The organism is Polynucleobacter sp. IMCC30063, assembly GCF_021395235.1.
In the GTDB taxonomy this organism is placed as follows: domain Bacteria; phylum Pseudomonadota; class Gammaproteobacteria; order Burkholderiales; family Burkholderiaceae; genus Polynucleobacter.
Window position 1 is genome coordinate 150914 of the sequence record NZ_JAJVCQ010000005.1, and the last position, 15861, is coordinate 166774.

Consider the following 15861-nt stretch of genomic DNA (forward strand, 5'->3'; position numbering starts at 1 on the left):
CAGATAGAACTCATCATGAACGCCCCAATCGATCCTCAGCAGTTTCGTCTTGCCGCAGTGCAAATGGTCTCTACTCCCGACGTCAAGGAAAACTTACAAACAGCTAGCCGCCTCATCCAGCAGGCCGCTCAAGCTGGTGCGCAATTAGTTTTATTGCCAGAATATTTTTGCTTGATGGGCTTAAAAGATATAGACAAAATTAGGGTGCGTGAAAAACTAGGGGTCGGCTTTATGCAAGATCAACTTGCCCAATTAGCAAAAGAACAGCAGATTTATTTGGTGGCAGGAACGATACCCTTAGAGACCAATCAAGCAGCTAAAGTAAATAATACGACTTTAGTTTTCGACCCAGCAGGAAAAATGATTGCACGTTACGACAAAATCCATTTATTTAGTTTTCAAACTGCTGACGAGCATTATGATGAAGCCAATACCCTTGTTGCGGGTGTTTCACCGGCACTTCTACAAATTAACCTCGATGGTGTGTTATGGAAAATGGGCTTAAGTATTTGTTATGACTTACGCTTTCCAGAGTTGTATCGCGCGCTTGGTGAAGTCGATTGTCATCTCGTGCCCGCCGCCTTCACTTACACCACTGGCAAAGACCATTGGGAAATTTTGTTACGCGCGCGGGCGATTGAAAACCAATGCTATGTGCTGGCCTCTGCCCAAGGTGGCACCCATCTAAATCGCCGCCGCACTTGGGGAAACTCGATGCTGGTTGATCCATGGGGCGAGATTGAACAATGTCTAGTTGCTGGCGAGGGATTTATTTTGGGTACCCTCAGCAAAGATAAATTAAACGCAGTACGCTCTAAGCTTCCCGCCCTTTTACATCGCAAGCTGTAATTCTAGAAAGTTGCCTCTATTTTGAATAAGCCAGTCTCACAACCCGTAGTTGCTACAGAACTACTTCATATTGCTAAATCGATTTTGTTAGAACCTAGCGGGTTAACCGAAGCCGATTTACAACAGACGTTTGGGGTGCTGTTTAGTCATCAATTAGATGACGCTGATTTATATTTTCAACGAACCCATAACGAAAGCTGGAGTCTTGAGGAGGGTATCGTTAAGTCGGGTAGCTTTAGTATTGATCAAGGCGTAGGGGTACGGGCAATTCATGGCGATAAAACCGCCTTTGCCTATTCAGATGAAATTAATTTAGCCGCTTTAACGAAATCAGCTAAAGCGACGCGCGTCATCGGCCCGCAAGGAGGCACCCTTGCGCTAGCGAAAACTTACGGACATGCCGCCTTACCTGCACTGTATGCCAATCTCAACCCCCTAGATTCATTACAGCCCCAAGAAAAAATTGCCTTGCTAGAAAGTATTGAACGCCAAGCTAAAGCCCGAGATCCGCGCATTATTCAAGTCATGGCTAGCTTAGCTGGCGAATTTGATGTGATCTTAGTCGCCCGTGCGAATGGCTTATTAGCTGCCGATGTGCGGCCTTTGGTACGCGTTTCAATTCATGTTATAGCCGAACAAAATGGACGCCGTGAGTCGGGCTCTGCTGGCGGCGGCGCGCGCCATGGCTATGACTACTTTAATACCACTTTAATTACTCAATGGGTCAATGATGCGGTAGATAGCGCCTTAATTAATTTAGAATCTCGTCCCGTTGCTGCTGGCACTATGACTGTTGTAATGGGGCCTGGTTGGCCTGGCGTGCTCTTGCATGAAGCGGTAGGACATGGACTTGAGGGTGACTTCAATCGGAAAGGGTCGTCTGCTTTTGCTGGGCGCATCGGCGAACGCGTTGCCGCAAAAGGTGTCACAGTGGTTGATGATGGCACGCTTGCTGGCCGCAGAGGTTCACTGACCATGGATGATGAAGGTACGCCGACTCAATGCACTACCTTAATTGAAAACGGTATTTTGCGCGGCTATATTCAAGATAGCTTAAATGCACGCTTAATGAAAATGCCTACTACGGGCAATGGTCGTCGCGAAAGCTTTGCTTCGCTACCGATGCCACGCATGACCAATACCTATATGCTGGCCGGCACTGCAGATCCACAAGAAATTATTGGTAGCATTAAGCGGGGTTTGTACGCTGTCAATTTCGGGGGCGGTCAAGTTGACATCACCAGCGGTAAATTTGTCTTCTCAGCCTCAGAAGCGTATTGGGTTGAAAACGGCAAAATTCAATATCCCGTGAAAGGCGCCACCATTATTGGCAATGGCCCAGAGTCACTGAAACAAGTTAGCATGATCGGCAATGATTTAAAACTCGATAGCGGTGTAGGTGTTTGCGGTAAGGAGGGTCAAAGCGTGCCAGTTGGCGTTGGCCAGCCTACTTTACGGATTGATGGCATGACGGTTGGCGGAACGGCCTGATGAGCTTAAAATAACCCCATGAGCTCAAGAAACTTAACCCCCCAAGAAAATTGGTATACCAGCGTTGATAAAACCTCGGCAACCGATGATCAACGCATTGCCGATATTACTGTTCTGCCCCCTCCAGAACATTTAATTCGTTTTTTTCCCATTGATGGCACACCCATCGAAAAACTCATTAGCGAGACACGCCTCAATATTCGCAATTGCATTCATGGTAAAGATGATCGGCTGCTGGTCGTTATTGGCCCCTGCTCAATTCATGATCCAAGGGCTGCGCTTGAATACTGCCATCGCTTACTTAAAGAGCGGGCGCGTTTTGCTGGCGAACTAGAAATTGTGATGCGGGTCTATTTTGAAAAACCTCGCACGACCGTTGGTTGGAAGGGCTTAATTAACGACCCTTATCTGGATGAAAGCTTTCGCATTGAAGAGGGCCTGCGCATTGCGCGCCAAGTATTGATGGAAATAAACCGCTTGGGTATGCCTGCTGGGAGTGAGTTTTTAGATGTGATTTCACCCCAGTACATTGCTGATTTGATTTCTTGGGGTGCAATTGGCGCGCGCACTACCGAAAGCCAAGTGCACCGCGAATTGGCTTCAGGCTTATCTGCTCCTATTGGCTTTAAAAATGGTACTGATGGCAATATCAAAATTGCGACTGATGCCATTCAAGCAGCTCGACGTCCGCACCACTTTCTCTCAGTGCATAAAAATGGTCAAGTCGCGGTTGTGCAAACCAACGGCAACAAAGACTGTCATGTGATTTTACGCGGAGGTAAAGAGCCTAACTATGAAGCTCAATATGTTGCTGCGGCTTGTGCTGAACTTGCTGATGCAAAGTTACCGACGAGCCTAATGATTGACTTATCGCATGCTAATTCAAGTAAGCAACACGAGCGGCAAGTTGTGGTGGCAGAAAATATTGCCCAGCAAATTGAAGCCGGTTCGCGCAAAATTTTTGGGGTAATGATTGAAAGCCATTTATTGGGTGGCGCACAGAAATTTACTCCTGGCAAAGATGATCCGAGCCAACTCGAATACGGTAAAAGCATTACTGATGCCTGTATTGATTGGGATAGCTCGGTGCAAGTACTTGAACGTTTAGCCCAAGCAGTTAAAAAACGGCGGCGCTAAAAACGGGTAGTGCGTAAATTAGTGCTGGTCGCAATTGCGGCCAAGATTAGCTTGGCGTGTTTTGATTTTTCCACAAAATATCTGTGCCGCCAGCAGCGCGATTTAGTACGCGTGCCAAGACAAATAATAAATCGGAGAGTCGATTAACATATTGACGTGGTGCATCGTGAATCGACTCATCCCATCCTAGCTTCACAATTGAACGCTCTGCTCGCCGACAAACTGTTCGACAAACGTGGGCTTGTGCAGCTGCGCGCGTTCCTCCAGGCAAAATAAATTCGGTTAGTGGCGGTAAGCTAGCGTTGTACTGTTTTAACCAAATGTCGAGTTGCTCAACCTGCTCAGCCTTTAATAAGGTGTAATTGGGTATACATAATTCACCTCCCAAATCGAATAAATCATGCTGGATCCGTAAAAATAAAGCGAGCATTTCAGTGGCAATCGCGGGGGGCAATGTCTCAGTCATCAGGACCCCAATTTCTGAGTTCAACTCATCGACATCACCCATTGCACAAATTCGATTGTGGTCTTTATCGACCCTACTACCATCGCCTAATCCGGTGGTCCCTGCGTCGCCTGTGCGAGTAGCTATTTTTGAAAGTCGATTACCCATACCTGATTATAAGTAAATGGCTAAAATAGTCCGATGAACGCAATTAATCCACTTGCTGAAGAACTTGCCATTACCGTGCGCCAAGCAGAGCTAGTGGCCGCGCTCAAGCCAATCCTCGCTGAAGATCAACTCCTGTGGCTCCCCGAAGATACTATTCCCTATGAGTGTGATGGCTTGGCAGCCTATCGCCGAATGCCTTTAGCGGTGGCTTTACCTCAAACTGAAGCTCAAGTCATTGCCATTCTCAAGGTCTGTCATCAATTGCAGGTGCCAATTGTGCCGCGGGGTTCTGGTACCGGACTCTCTGGTGGGGCCATGCCAATTGCCCAAGGTTTAGTACTTTCTCTGAGTAAGTTAAAAAAAATATTGGCAATTGACCCTTTCTCTCGAACTGCTACTGTTCAACCTGGCGTGCGTAATTTAGCAATTTCTGAGGCCGTGGCTCATCTCAACTTATATTACGCTCCCGATCCATCTTCGCAAATTGCTTGCTCAATTGGCGGTAATGTTAGTGAAAATTCGGGTGGTGTCCATTGCCTAAAATATGGTCTGACACTACAAAACGTTTTACGCATACGAGTGGTTTTAATGAATGGCGAGGTGGTTGAATTTGGTGGCTTAGCACCGGACGCACCTGGTCTTGATTTATTAGCGATCTTGATTGGTAGCGAAGGGATGCTGGGAATCGTGACTGAGGTCACTGTAAAACTCGTACCCAAACCGCAGCTTGCCAGAGTCATTATGGCTAGCTTTGCCGATATTGAAAAAGGTGGTAATGCCGTAGCCGCTATTATCGCCGCAGGCATTATTCCTGCTGGTTTAGAGATGATGGACAAAGCCACTACGCGTGCGGTTGAAGAATTTGTTCATGCCGGATACGACCTTAATGCTGAAGCTATTTTGCTGTGCGAATCTGACGGCACGCCTGAAGAAGTCGGCGAAGAAATTGCCCGCATGGTTGCAGTCTTAGAAAGTGCTGGAGCAAGCCGCATTCAGGTTTCAGAAAATGAAACTGAACGGCTGCGCTTTTGGAGTGGCAGAAAAAATGCCTTCCCAGCTGCTGGCCGAATCGCTGCCGACTATTACTGCATGGATGGCACTATTCCCCGTCGCCATATTGCTACCCTATTACGCCGCATCAAAGCAATGGAAGTGAAATACCGCTTAGGTTGCTTAAATGTTTTTCATGCAGGCGATGGCAATATGCACCCGCTGATTTTGTTTAATGGCGCTGATATTGAGGAATGGCATCGCGCTGAAGAATTTGGTACTGATATCCTAGAAGCTTGCGTTGAACTAGGTGGAACCATCACTGGCGAACATGGTGTTGGCATCGAAAAAATTAATTCAATGTGCGTGCAATTTGGCGAAGCTGAGCGCGAGATGTTTTGGGGGGTTAAAGCCGCCTTTGATCCCGACCTATTATTAAACCCCGATAAAGGCATCCCGACACTAAATCGTTGTGCTGAATATGGACGCATGCGTATTAGCGGCGGAATTCTACCCCACCCAGAGTTGGAGCGCTTTTAATGTCAGCTGCAGTTGCAGATAGCAGCCTTATGCAAAATAGTGTCAACGCATTTCGCGAGCAAATTCTTGCTGCCAAAAAAAATCAAACGCCTCTTTCTATTGAGGGAGGCGCGACCAAAAATTGGTACGGTAATCCGAATAACTACCCCAAGTTGAGTACCACCACTTATCAGGGAATTCTGGATTATCAGCCTGAAGAATTAGTGATTACTGCTTGCGCTGGTACTCCTTTGCAAGAAATTGAACTGGCTTTAGCAGAGCGTAATCAGGTCTTGGCTTTTGAACCACCGCACTTTGGTGACAAGGCCACCTTTGGCGGTGCAATTGCCGCTGGTTTGGCAGGGCCCGCTCGAATTAGCGCTGGAAATTTAAGAGATTATGTACTTGGCGTACGCTTAATGGATGGGCGCGGTGAAGACCTTAGCTTTGGCGGTAAAGTGATGAAGAATGTTGCCGGCTATGACATTTCCCGTTTACTGCCTGGCTCTCTTGGTACCTTGGCTTTATTACTCGAAGCCTCGGTAAAGGTATTGCCCAAGCCGGCTGCAAGCCTTACATTGCGCGCTATGATTTCGCAAGCACAAGCACTTAAGCGACTGAATGAGTGGGCTGGACAGCCTCTACCGCTTTCAGCGAGCGCCTGGATTGGTGCGAGTAATGTGCAACATGAGGGTGAGTTAAGCATTCGTTTAGCGGGAGCCCATGCCGCAGTAAGTTCTGCCAGCGCAATGATCACCTCTGCCATTGGTGCCAGCGAAGTTCCCCCAGCTGTTGCGACGCAATTTTGGCAAGACTTGCGTGAACAAGATTTACCGTGTTTCAACATAGCAGATCCAGAGCAAGTACTCTATCGCTTAGCCTTACCTGCTGCTTGTCCTCCTTTACAGTTTCCAGAAAGTAAATTGAATTCGTTAGTCCTCGAATGGCATGGTCAAGAACGTTGGTGGCAAGGCCCGAGTGATCCAGCTTGTTTCGCAGTACTTAAAAAATTAGCTTTGACACAGGGTGGACATGCAAGCCAATTTAAGGTCAGTAACGCCTCTACCGTAAATTCGCAACGCTTTACACTATTAAGCGAAAACCCACTAACTGTTGGGCTAGCAACAGTTCAACAGCACTTACGCCAAGCCTTCGATCCAGCGGGCATTTTTGCCACTGGTCGCATGGCTTAAGGCCAGCCAAATGCATACCGAACTAGCTCCTCATTTAGCAAGTACAACTGCGGGCATTGAAGCCGCCAAACTTTTGGCCCAATGCGTTCATTGTGGATTTTGTGGTGCCACTTGTCCAACCTATCAACTACTTGGTGATGAATTAGATAGTCCTCGTGGGCGAATTTATCTCATTAAACAGATGGCTGAGGGTAGTGCACCAACCGAAAAAACCCGTTTGCATTTAGATCGATGTCTTACTTGTCTGAGTTGCGAAACGACCTGCCCAAGTGGAGTTCAATACGGTAATTTATTGGATATCGGTCGCCAATGGGCAGAAACTGAAACCCCGCCGCGGCCTTTCAAAGAGCGAGTGACGCGCTGGTTATTACGCGAGGTATTGACGCGTCCCTGGCTCTTTAATTCAGCAATCAATTTAGGGCGAATCTTTCGTCCACTGATGCCCTTAGAGCTTAAAAGAAAAATTCCTGCCCTCAAAAGTCCACTTGATCAGTTTGGTATATCTCAACAAATTGATCCTCATGCTCGTCCCATCACTCAGCCACTTCGTCATGCGCGCACTATGCTCGTCTTAGAGGGCTGTGTGCAACCAGCCATGTTGCCTAATATTAATTCCGCAACTGCCCGCGTACTCGATGCCGTTGGTATTAACTTAGTTAGCACTACCAAAGCTGGATGTTGCGGAGCGTTGCGCCATCACCTGAATCATCAAGAAGGTGGCTTAGCAGATGCGCGTCGCAATATTGATGCTTGGTGGCCCTATGTAATGGGCCTGGAACCCAGCCTCAATGGCAAACCTATCGAAGCCATTGTGATGACCGCATCTGGGTGTGGTGCCATGGTTAGCGACTATGGTCACTTGTTACGCGGCGATCCGCAGTATGCCGACAAAGCCAAAACTATTTCTAAATTATGCAAAGATCTCTCTGAAGTTTTGCCGGCTTTTGCTCCTCAATTAGAAGGCTTAATAGGTAGCGATAAAAAGCCTGGGGTTGTGTACCACCCGCCTTGCACGCTTCAGCATGGTCAGCAAATTCGCCTCAATATTGAACGCTTATTATCTAGTCTGGGTGTGCAAGTTGCTTTATGCGCAGATAGCCATCTGTGTTGCGGTTCGGCAGGCACCTATTCAATTTTGCAGCCCGAGTTATCAGCACAATTACGTCAGCAAAAATTAGTCAATCTCAATACGGCTTGCGCAGAAAGCGGGGCAAAAGTCATTGTTTCCGCCAACGTCGGTTGCATTACGCATTTACAACAAGAATCAAATCCTGTGGTGCATTGGGTTGAAATTGTAGACCAACTGATTCAGGCAAAAAATTCTTCCCGTCAATGAGCTCGATTGCGCAGCGGCTTGAAATTATCCATCAGCGCATCAGCGAAGCTGCTGCAGCAGCAGGTCGCTTACCAAGCAATATCAACTTACTAGCTGTCAGTAAAACTGTACCTGTGGCCCTTATCCGTGAGGCTTTTGCTGCTGGGCAACACGCTTTTGGCGAAAATTATGCGCAAGAAGCGAGCGAAAAAATTATTGCACTTGCCGACCTGAGACAAGATTTAGAATGGCATTTTATTGGCCCCCTACAGAGTAATAAAACCAAAGAGGTGGCAAGCTTGTTTGACTGGGTGCATAGCATTGACCGCCCCAAGATTGCGCAGCGACTTTCAGCGCAAAGACTGAATGAGCCCCAATTGCAACCTCTACAGGTCTGTGTACAAGTTAATCTTAGCGGCGAAACTACTAAAGGCGGTGTAGCGCCCCAGGAAGTTGCTGAACTCTGTGACTTAGTAGCTCAACTGCCAGCCATTTGCCTTCGGGGCCTCATGACAATTCCTGCTCCTAGCGCAAATCCAGTGATACAGGCGAGAGCTTGCGCCCAATTACGGCAATGTTTTACCGAGTTAGCGACCGCGCGCCTTGGTAATCTTGCTTATGCCCATTTCGATACTCTCTCCATGGGCATGTCAGATGATTTAGAGGCCGCCATCACTGAGGGCAGCACCCTAGTGCGCATTGGCACTGCCATTTTTGGCCAGCGCAATTAGCGCTAGAATTAAAGCTTAATGACAAATTCTGCTAAACCATTGCACCCTAATATGCGTATCACTTTTATTGGTGGGGGTAATATGGGACGCGCACTTATTAGTGGCCTACTCCAACATGGTTTTCTAGCCCAGCAAATTCAAGTGGTTGATGCGTATGCACCAACGCGTGAAAAACTCCACGCAGATTTTCAACTCACCACTCTCGAGAGCGCCGCAGATGTTTTACTCGAGGCTAATGCAGATCATATTCTGGTATTAGCAGTTAAACCTCAGGATTTCAAAACGGCTGCCCTAAGCTTACGGCCTATCTTAAAAAAGAACGGTGCTGCTTTGGTCCTTAGTATTGCTGCGGGAATTCGTTTAGCCGATATGTCAAAATGGTTAGTGCATCCCTTATGTATTCGGGCGATGCCTAATACACCGGCCTTAATTGGCCAAGGTATCACTGCGCTATTTGCTACGAGTGCAGTCAATACAAAGGGGCGGGAAAGGGTTGAACTCATTTGTAATGCGGTTGGTCAAAGCCTTTGGCTGAGCGACGAAGGCCTAATGGATGCGGTAACAGCTCTATCCGGCAGTGGTCCGGCCTATGTCTTCGCTTTTCTCGAAGCCCTGCAGGCTGGCGGAGAAAAGCTCGGTTTAAGCAGTGCAATTGCCCGTCAATTGGCTTATGCCACTTTATCTGGCGCAACTGCATTAGCACAACAGTCGAGCGATTCAGCTGCCACTCTGCGCAATAAGGTGACATCTAAAGGCGGCACTACGGCAGCAGCACTTGCAGTGTTAGAAAATCAACAATGGCAAACTATTTTAGAAAAGGCGCTAGAGGCGGCCGCTAAAAGAGGCAAAGAATTGGGTGATGAATTAAGCCAATAAACCAGCAACAATGCCTAAAAATAAACAAGCACCAAGCCAATTATTGTGCCGAAAGGCTGCAAAACAATGCTGTCTTTCGCGGCTGGAAACTAAACGCAACTCATAAATCGCGCAAGCTAAAGCAGCTAGCCAGCCAAGATAAAAATAGGCACTTAACTGCGCTAAGTGCGCAACCCAAAGCTGGGCTATTAGCAAGACTGCATAACTAAAGCCGATGGCCTTTACTTCAAACCGGCCAAAGGTAATGGCCGAAGTGCGTAAGCCTAAACGAAGATCATCCTCACGATCTACCATTGCATAAGCAGTGTCATAGGCAATAGCCCAAAAAACATTTCCCACTAATAAAATCCAGGCCTCAATGGGCACTTGGTTTTGTACAGCCGCATAGGCCATCGGAATCCCAAAACCAAAAGCAATTCCCAGTACAGCCTGTGGAATCGCAAAAAAACGTTTAGTAAAGGGATAGATAATTGCCACTAATAAAGCCAACACCGAGAGTAATTTAGTTAGCGTATTGAGGGGTTGAATTAATATAAACGCTGCGACGGCTAATCCAGCCGCCAGAAATAGGGTTTCGGCCGCGCCAATTTTTCCACTAGTTAAAGGGCGCTCACGGGTGCGCTCGACATGCCGATCAAAATCACGATCAGCAAAATCATTCATGGCGCAACCTGCGCTGCGCATTAGTCCGGTACCGAGAACAAAAATCAATAATATATCCCACTTTGGCCAACCGCCGCTAGCTAAAAAGAGTGCCCACAAAGTGGGCCATAAAAGCAACAAAATACCAACTGGCTTATCTAAGCGTATCAGTTGTATATAGGCTTTTAAGCGGGACAAAATTAGATTGCCCTCACTCCAGGTAACTCACAAGCTTGAATAGTCTGCGCCAAAATTTTCATGAGCGCGACGCGCGGATAGCTTTTGCGCCACACCAAGCTTACTCGCCTAGTGGGAATAGGTGCGGCAAAAGGTAAATAACGAATGAGGCCTTCTTGGGTTTTAGGATCAGTTACGGAAGTGCGTGGTAAGACGGTTATACCAATACCCCCCGCAACCATTTGCCGAATTGTCTCGAGCGACGAGCCTTCAAAATTGCGCTGCTCGCCATCCATTGAATTTCCGCCAAAGCGATTCAACTCAGGACAAACGCCGAGCACATGATCGCGAAAACAATGCCCCGCCCCCAAGAGTAAGGTATTTTGCTCTTTCAATTCTTCATGACCGATCTCTGCTAACTGCTCCCAAGAATGGCCTTTGGGAATCGCCACTAAAAAAGGTTCGTCGTACAAATCAATACTATCTAACCCTACACTGGGAAAAGGGTCAGCTAAGACTGCACAATCTAAATTACCTTGACGCAGCATTTCCAACAATCGCACCGTAAAGTTTTCTTCTAAGAATAAAGGTGCGTGGGGCAAAGTTTCCCGCGCTACGCGCACTAAACTCGGCAACAAATAAGGTCCAATGGTATAAATCGCGCCCAAGCGAACTGGGCCCGCCAAAGGATCTTGGCCATGCTTCGCAAGATGCTTCAAGGCCTTCGCCTCCTCCAAGACCCGTTGTGCTTGTTGCACAATGAGCGCCCCATTTGCAGTTAAAGCAACTTCCGCGCTAGTGCGTTCAAAAATTTGTGAACCTAATTCTTCTTCTAATTTTTTAATTGCCACCGAAAGAGTAGGTTGAGAAACATGGCATGCTTCGGCAGCACGTCCAAAGTGCCGTTCGCGGGCTACGGCAACGATATAGCGGAGTTCAGTAAGGGTCATAGAGCAATTATCAAGCTTTTAAAAATTCCGCGCGGGCCCCAAGCCAGCGCTGTAATTGTTGGTCAACTAGCTCGGGATGTTCCTGCAAAATACGCATTGCCGCAAGTTGAGCTAACTCTACCAGCCAAGCATCACGCTGCAAATCAACAAAGCGTAACATGCCATCACCCGATTGCTTGGCGCCCAACAGTTCTCCAGGTCCACGAAGCGACAAGTCACGTTCCGCAATCACAAAGCCATCAGCCACTTCGCGAAGTGTTTGTAAGCGCTCCTTAGCTGCCAGCGAAAGCGGCTCAGCGTACATTAATAAACACACTGAATCTGCCGAACCTCGCCCGACTCGCCCCCGCAATTGATGAATTTGGGCATAGCCGAACCGCTCTGCATGTTCAATCACCATCAGCGCGGCATTAGGTACATCTACACCGACTTCAATCACCGTCGTGGCAACTAATAACTGAATTTGATTATCCTTAAAAGCGGCCATCACCGCCGCCTTCTCCGCGCTCTTGAGGCGACCATGTACCAGGCCAATTTTAAATTGCGGTAATGCATGGGTTAATTGGGTATAGCTTTCTTCCGCAGTTTGCAGTTGCAGCACCTCTGACTCTTCGATTAAAGGGCACACCCAATACGCCTGCTGCCCTTTTTGTAACCAGTCCTGTAAGCCAGTGATGACCTCGGAGCGACGACTCGATTTAATCAACTTAGTAGTAATAGGCTTTCTTCCAGGGGGTAATTCATCGATGACCGAAACATCTAAATCGGCATAGTAGGTCATCGCTAAGGTGCGGGGAATCGGTGTCGCAGACATCATCAATTGATGACAATAAACAGTCTCGGCACCTACTCGCTGTTGAATTTCAAGCCGCTGACGCACACCAAAACGGTGTTGTTCATCAATCACTGCTAACCCCAAGTTGGCAAAATGCACCGCATCTTGAATTAAGGCGTGGGTCCCAACAATTAATTGGGCTGCCCCACTGTCAATTTTAGCTTGAGCTATTTTTTTTTCTTTAGCTTTTAAGCTACCCGCTAACCAAGTAATTTCAATCCCTAATGGTTCAAACCATTCGCGCATTTTTAAATAATGTTGCTCTGCCAAAATTTCTGTCGGTGCCATGACCGTGGCCTGAAAACCCTGATCGATGGCGCGCGCTGCAGCTAAGGCAGCAACAATAGTTTTGCCACTACCCACATCACCTTGCAATAAGCGATTCATTGGAAAGGGTTGCGCTAAATCGGTTTGAATTTCAGCCCAAACGCGCTGCTGGGCTTGGGTGAGCTTGAACGGTAAAACTGCGAGCAACTGTTGCTCAAGTGATTGATCTTTTGTTTTCTTCCCTGACGGCTTAGGCTCTGCTAGCAATTGTGGGGCACGGCGCTGCCGACGTAAGGCATACGCACGTTTTAAAGAAATTTGTTGCGCCAGTAATTCTTCAAACTGAACTCGTCGCCAAGCGGGATGAGTGCGCTCTAATAAGGCTTGTGTATCAGCATCGGCAGGCGGTTGATGCAAATAATGAATGGCCTGCATCAATGCGTACCAATCGTTACCTGGTAATAACTCTGCCATGAATTTAGCTGGTAATAAATCAGCCAAGAAGGTGTGCATGGTGGGATGAGTTAAGGCTTGCGCTACCGCTTTGCGAATGACCGTTTGACTTACACCTGCGGCCGCCGGATAGACGGGGGTTAAGCTTTTAGGCAAAGGTGCATCCGCTGCGACTACTTTTACAGTGGGATGAACCATTTCAGACCCTAAATGCCCATCGCGAATTTCACCCCGGACGCGCACATGAGCGCCGACTGCCATTTGCTTTTGTTGGCTAGGATAAAAATTAAGCCAGCGTAGATGCAATCGACCAGTCTCGTCCTCAATGGTTACGAGCAGCTGCCGCCGCGGACGATAAACGACTTGGCATGCAACCACCGTTCCCTGAGTCTGTACCGAGCTAAAACGGCCCCGCTCTAGCGCCTCGGCAATAGACCACAGCTCTGTCTCGTCTTCATACCGCGCTGGCAGGTGCAATACCAGTGCAATTGGGCTATCAAGGCCCATTTTTATCAGATTAGGTGGCAGGGTAAGCTTAGTCATGGTTAGAATCCAATCTCCGATGGTAACGCTATGCACCTTGCTGATTTCAATTACGACCTACCACCCGAACTAATTGCCCAATTTCCGCTTGCGGAACGGTCAGATAGCCGGTTGCTTGAGGTAATTACTGCGCCTGATGGGCAAACTCGCCTCCTGGATCGCCAATTCCGCGATTTAATTGCGCTGATCGAACCAGGAGACCTCCTCATCCTGAATGACACCCGCGTGATTCCAGCACGTATTTATGGCCACAAGTCTAGTGGGGGCAAAATTGAACTTCTAATCGAGCGCATCACCGGTGAAAATACCGCATTAGTTCAAATTCGGGCTTCAAAAAATCCCCCCGTTAACTCACGCTTAATTTTGCACCCACTACTAGATGGGCCAGCATCTCAAACCATTGAGGTAGTCGTGAGCGCGCACGCTGCACCCTTTTATGAAATTCAATTTCCCGCAAATGTTTTTCATTTATTACCGCAATTTGGCGAGCCACCTTTACCTCCTTACATCACGCATCGCCCTGATAAAGTCGATGTTGAGCGTTATCAAACTGTGGTGGCAAAAAATCCAGGCGCCGTCGCGGCCCCTACGGCGGGTTTGCATTTTGATGAAACTCTACTCAAACGATGCCGAGAAAAAGGAGTGCAAATTAATACGCTCACGCTCCATGTGGGTGCGGGCACATTTTCACCAGTAAGGCAGGAAAATTTAGCGCAACATGTGATGCATGCAGAATATTATTCCATTCCACCTGAAATCATTACCCAAATCAAGCATACCCATGCGCAGGGAAAACGAGTTATCGCAGTAGGTACAACAACTTTGCGTGCCTTAGAAACGTATGCCTTAAATGGGGCCATTAGTGGAGAAACTAAACTCTTCATTACGCCCGGATTTAACTTTGCACTAGTTGATACTCTGATCACGAATTTTCATTTACCCAAATCCACCCTGCTCATGTTAGTAAGTGCATTTGCAGGTCTGAACCCGATTCAAGCAGCGTACCAACACGCCATTGCCCAGCGCTACCGTTTTTTCAGTTATGGTGATGCTATGCTGCTGCACCGTCAAGCCCACCTACCGCTGTAGAACTGGCCTCTCATAACACTCATGCCGCCCATGCAATTTTCTGTCTTAGCCCAAGATTCACAAAGCCACGCGCGCTTAGGCCGCCTTGATCTGCCGCATGGCATTGTGGAAACGCCGATTTTTATGCCAGTAGGTACCTATGGCACGGTCAAGGCCATGACCCCACGAGACTTAACCGAGGTTAAGGCCCAAATTGTGCTCGGTAATACTTTTCATCTGTGGCTACGTCCTGGGCTTGAGGTCATTGCACGCCATGGCGGCCTGCACCGCTTCATGGGTTGGAATAAACCTATTTTGACTGATTCGGGTGGCTTTCAAGTATTTAGCCTCGGAGCACTAAGAAAAATATCGGAAGCGGGCGTGACTTTTTCTTCACCCATTAACGGTGACAAATTATTTATGTCGCCCGAAGTATCAATGGAGATTCAAGCCGTGCTCAATAGTGATATTGCCATGCAGTTTGATGAATGCACTCCTTATGAATGTCAAGGCAAAGCCACTCCCGAGAAAACGGTACGTGACTCACTAGAACTTTCCTTGCGCTGGGGCGAGCGTTCGCTCACGCGATTTCGTGCTTTGAATACTGGCAATGGTCTTTTTGGTATTGTGCAAGGCGGTATGTTTGAAGCCTTACGTGATCTCTCGCTCGCCAGCGTCAGCGAGCAGGGTTTTGACGGTATTGCCATTGGCGGTCTTTCAGTTGGCGAACCAAAGCCGGAGTTTGAACGTATTCTGGCCCATACCGCACCCCAATTACCAAAAAAACTACCGCACTACCTCATGGGTGTAGGCACTCCTGAAGACTTAATGCTTGGCGTAACTCTGGGGATTGACATGTTTGATTGTGTAATGCCAACACGTAATGCGCGCAATGGTTGGCTGTTTACCCGCTTTGGTGATCTCAAATTGCGTAACTCGGGATATAAAGATGATGAACGTCCCGTCGACCCTAGCTGCGGGTGCTATACCTGCCAAAACTTTAGCCGTTCATACTTAAATCACCTCCAAAAAGCGAATGAAATTCTCGGTGCCCAGCTCAACACCATCCATAACCTGGCTTATTACCTACAATTGATGGGGGAAATTCGCTCCGCCCTAGCGCAAGATCGCTTTAGCGCTTATCGTGACGATTTCCGCAGTCAACGCCAGCGAGGGGTTGAGCCTGGCCAAGATTAATGGGCTAGAACCCCG

At 47.9% G+C, this 15861-nt stretch carries 14 protein-coding genes; 10 read left to right on the top strand and 4 right to left on the bottom strand.

The window, feature by feature from the left end:
• Positions 1 to 15: 15 nt before the first annotated feature.
• The 3 genes from LZG75_RS10510 to LZG75_RS10520 are packed head-to-tail and all read left to right on the top strand — an operon-like array spanning position 16 to position 3477.
• Positions 16 to 849 carry a carbon-nitrogen hydrolase family protein gene (locus tag LZG75_RS10510; RefSeq protein WP_233925123.1) on the top strand — a complete coding sequence of 278 codons (834 nt, stop codon included), beginning with the start codon at positions 16 to 18 and terminating at the stop codon, positions 847 to 849.
• Positions 850 to 870: 21 nt separating this feature from the next.
• Positions 871 to 2340, top strand: a complete 1470-nt coding sequence (gene tldD / locus LZG75_RS10515) for a metalloprotease TldD (protein WP_233937483.1) — start codon at positions 871 to 873, stop codon at positions 2338 to 2340.
• A gap of 18 nt (positions 2341 to 2358) precedes the next feature.
• Positions 2359 to 3477, top strand: coding sequence for a 3-deoxy-7-phosphoheptulonate synthase (locus LZG75_RS10520; RefSeq protein ID WP_233925125.1), 1119 nt, complete (start codon positions 2359 to 2361; stop codon positions 3475 to 3477).
• Positions 3478 to 3523: 46 nt separating this feature from the next.
• Here LZG75_RS10520 and LZG75_RS10525 read toward each other — a convergent pair whose 3' ends face one another.
• Complete coding sequence (locus LZG75_RS10525) at positions 3524 to 4090, bottom strand: cob(I)yrinic acid a,c-diamide adenosyltransferase (RefSeq protein ID WP_233937484.1); 567 nt, start codon at positions 4088 to 4090, stop codon at positions 3524 to 3526.
• Positions 4091 to 4123: 33 nt separating this feature from the next.
• Here LZG75_RS10525 and LZG75_RS10530 point away from each other — a divergent pair, with 33 nt between their 5' ends.
• The 5 genes from LZG75_RS10530 to proC are packed head-to-tail and all read left to right on the top strand — an operon-like array spanning position 4124 to position 9714.
• On the top strand, positions 4124 to 5620 hold the full coding sequence (locus tag LZG75_RS10530) for an FAD-linked oxidase C-terminal domain-containing protein (protein ID WP_233937485.1): 1497 nt from the start codon (positions 4124 to 4126) through the stop codon (positions 5618 to 5620).
• Positions 5620 to 6792, top strand: a complete 1173-nt coding sequence (glcE, locus tag LZG75_RS10535; protein ID WP_370634760.1) for a glycolate oxidase subunit GlcE — start codon at positions 5620 to 5622, stop codon at positions 6790 to 6792. Before LZG75_RS10530 ends, glcE begins: the two co-directional genes overlap by 1 nt.
• Before the next feature lie 10 nt (positions 6793 to 6802).
• On the top strand, positions 6803 to 8128 hold the full coding sequence (glcF, locus tag LZG75_RS10540) for a glycolate oxidase subunit GlcF (RefSeq protein WP_233937519.1): 1326 nt from the start codon (positions 6803 to 6805) through the stop codon (positions 8126 to 8128).
• A complete protein-coding gene (locus LZG75_RS10545; RefSeq protein ID WP_233937486.1) occupies positions 8125 to 8838 on the top strand; it encodes a YggS family pyridoxal phosphate-dependent enzyme in 714 nt (237 codons plus the stop codon). Before glcF ends, LZG75_RS10545 begins: the two co-directional genes overlap by 4 nt.
• A gap of 18 nt (positions 8839 to 8856) precedes the next feature.
• The gene (proC, locus tag LZG75_RS10550; RefSeq protein ID WP_233937487.1) at positions 8857 to 9714 is read left to right on the top strand and encodes a pyrroline-5-carboxylate reductase; all 858 of its coding nucleotides are present in this window, start codon (positions 8857 to 8859) and stop codon (positions 9712 to 9714) included.
• On the opposite strand, the gene ubiA is transcribed toward proC, so the two are convergent.
• The 3 genes from ubiA to recG are packed head-to-tail and all read right to left on the bottom strand — an operon-like array spanning position 9703 to position 13581.
• Positions 9703 to 10557, bottom strand: coding sequence for a 4-hydroxybenzoate octaprenyltransferase (ubiA, locus tag LZG75_RS10555; RefSeq protein ID WP_233937520.1), 855 nt, complete (start codon positions 10555 to 10557; stop codon positions 9703 to 9705). The genes proC and ubiA overlap by 12 nt on opposite strands.
• Entirely contained in the window at positions 10557 to 11483 is a 927-nt protein-coding gene (locus LZG75_RS10560) for a LysR substrate-binding domain-containing protein (protein ID WP_233937488.1), read from the bottom strand. The genes ubiA and LZG75_RS10560 overlap by 1 nt, the downstream gene beginning before the upstream one ends.
• Positions 11484 to 11493: 10 nt before the next feature.
• Positions 11494 to 13581, bottom strand: a complete 2088-nt coding sequence (recG, locus tag LZG75_RS10565; RefSeq protein ID WP_233937489.1) for an ATP-dependent DNA helicase RecG — start codon at positions 13579 to 13581, stop codon at positions 11494 to 11496.
• A 30-nt stretch (positions 13582 to 13611) separates the two neighbouring features.
• On the opposite strand from recG, the gene queA reads away from it, so the two are divergent.
• Positions 13612 to 14670, top strand: a complete 1059-nt coding sequence (gene queA / locus LZG75_RS10570; RefSeq protein WP_233937490.1) for a tRNA preQ1(34) S-adenosylmethionine ribosyltransferase-isomerase QueA — start codon at positions 13612 to 13614, stop codon at positions 14668 to 14670.
• A 21-nt stretch (positions 14671 to 14691) separates the two neighbouring features.
• Positions 14692 to 15846, top strand: a complete 1155-nt coding sequence (tgt, locus tag LZG75_RS10575; RefSeq protein WP_233925134.1) for a tRNA guanosine(34) transglycosylase Tgt — start codon at positions 14692 to 14694, stop codon at positions 15844 to 15846.
• Positions 15847 to 15861 lie beyond the last annotated feature (15 nt).

Excerpts from the sequence above, each read along its gene's own strand:
- LZG75_RS10520 (WP_233925125.1), top strand. The coding sequence starts at position 2,359 with ATGAGCTCAAGAAACTTAACCCCCCAAGAAAATTGGTATACCAGCGTT.
- tgt (WP_233925134.1), top strand. The coding sequence starts at position 14,692 with ATGCCGCCCATGCAATTTTCTGTCTTAGCCCAAGATTCACAAAGCCAC.
- glcF (WP_233937519.1), top strand. The coding sequence starts at position 6,803 with ATGCATACCGAACTAGCTCCTCATTTAGCAAGTACAACTGCGGGCATT.
- LZG75_RS10530 (WP_233937485.1), top strand. The coding sequence starts at position 4,124 with ATGAACGCAATTAATCCACTTGCTGAAGAACTTGCCATTACCGTGCGC.
- queA (WP_233937490.1), top strand. The coding sequence starts at position 13,612 with ATGCACCTTGCTGATTTCAATTACGACCTACCACCCGAACTAATTGCC.
- LZG75_RS10560 (WP_233937488.1), bottom strand. The coding sequence starts at position 11,483 with ATGACCCTTACTGAACTCCGCTATATCGTTGCCGTAGCCCGCGAACGG.
- LZG75_RS10525 (WP_233937484.1), bottom strand. The coding sequence starts at position 4,090 with ATGGGTAATCGACTTTCAAAAATAGCTACTCGCACAGGCGACGCAGGG.
- LZG75_RS10510 (WP_233925123.1), top strand. The coding sequence starts at position 16 with ATGAACGCCCCAATCGATCCTCAGCAGTTTCGTCTTGCCGCAGTGCAA.
- LZG75_RS10545 (WP_233937486.1), top strand. The coding sequence starts at position 8,125 with ATGAGCTCGATTGCGCAGCGGCTTGAAATTATCCATCAGCGCATCAGC.
- proC (WP_233937487.1), top strand. The coding sequence starts at position 8,857 with ATGACAAATTCTGCTAAACCATTGCACCCTAATATGCGTATCACTTTT.
- recG (WP_233937489.1), bottom strand. The coding sequence starts at position 13,581 with ATGACTAAGCTTACCCTGCCACCTAATCTGATAAAAATGGGCCTTGAT.
- glcE (WP_370634760.1), top strand. The coding sequence starts at position 5,620 with ATGTCAGCTGCAGTTGCAGATAGCAGCCTTATGCAAAATAGTGTCAAC.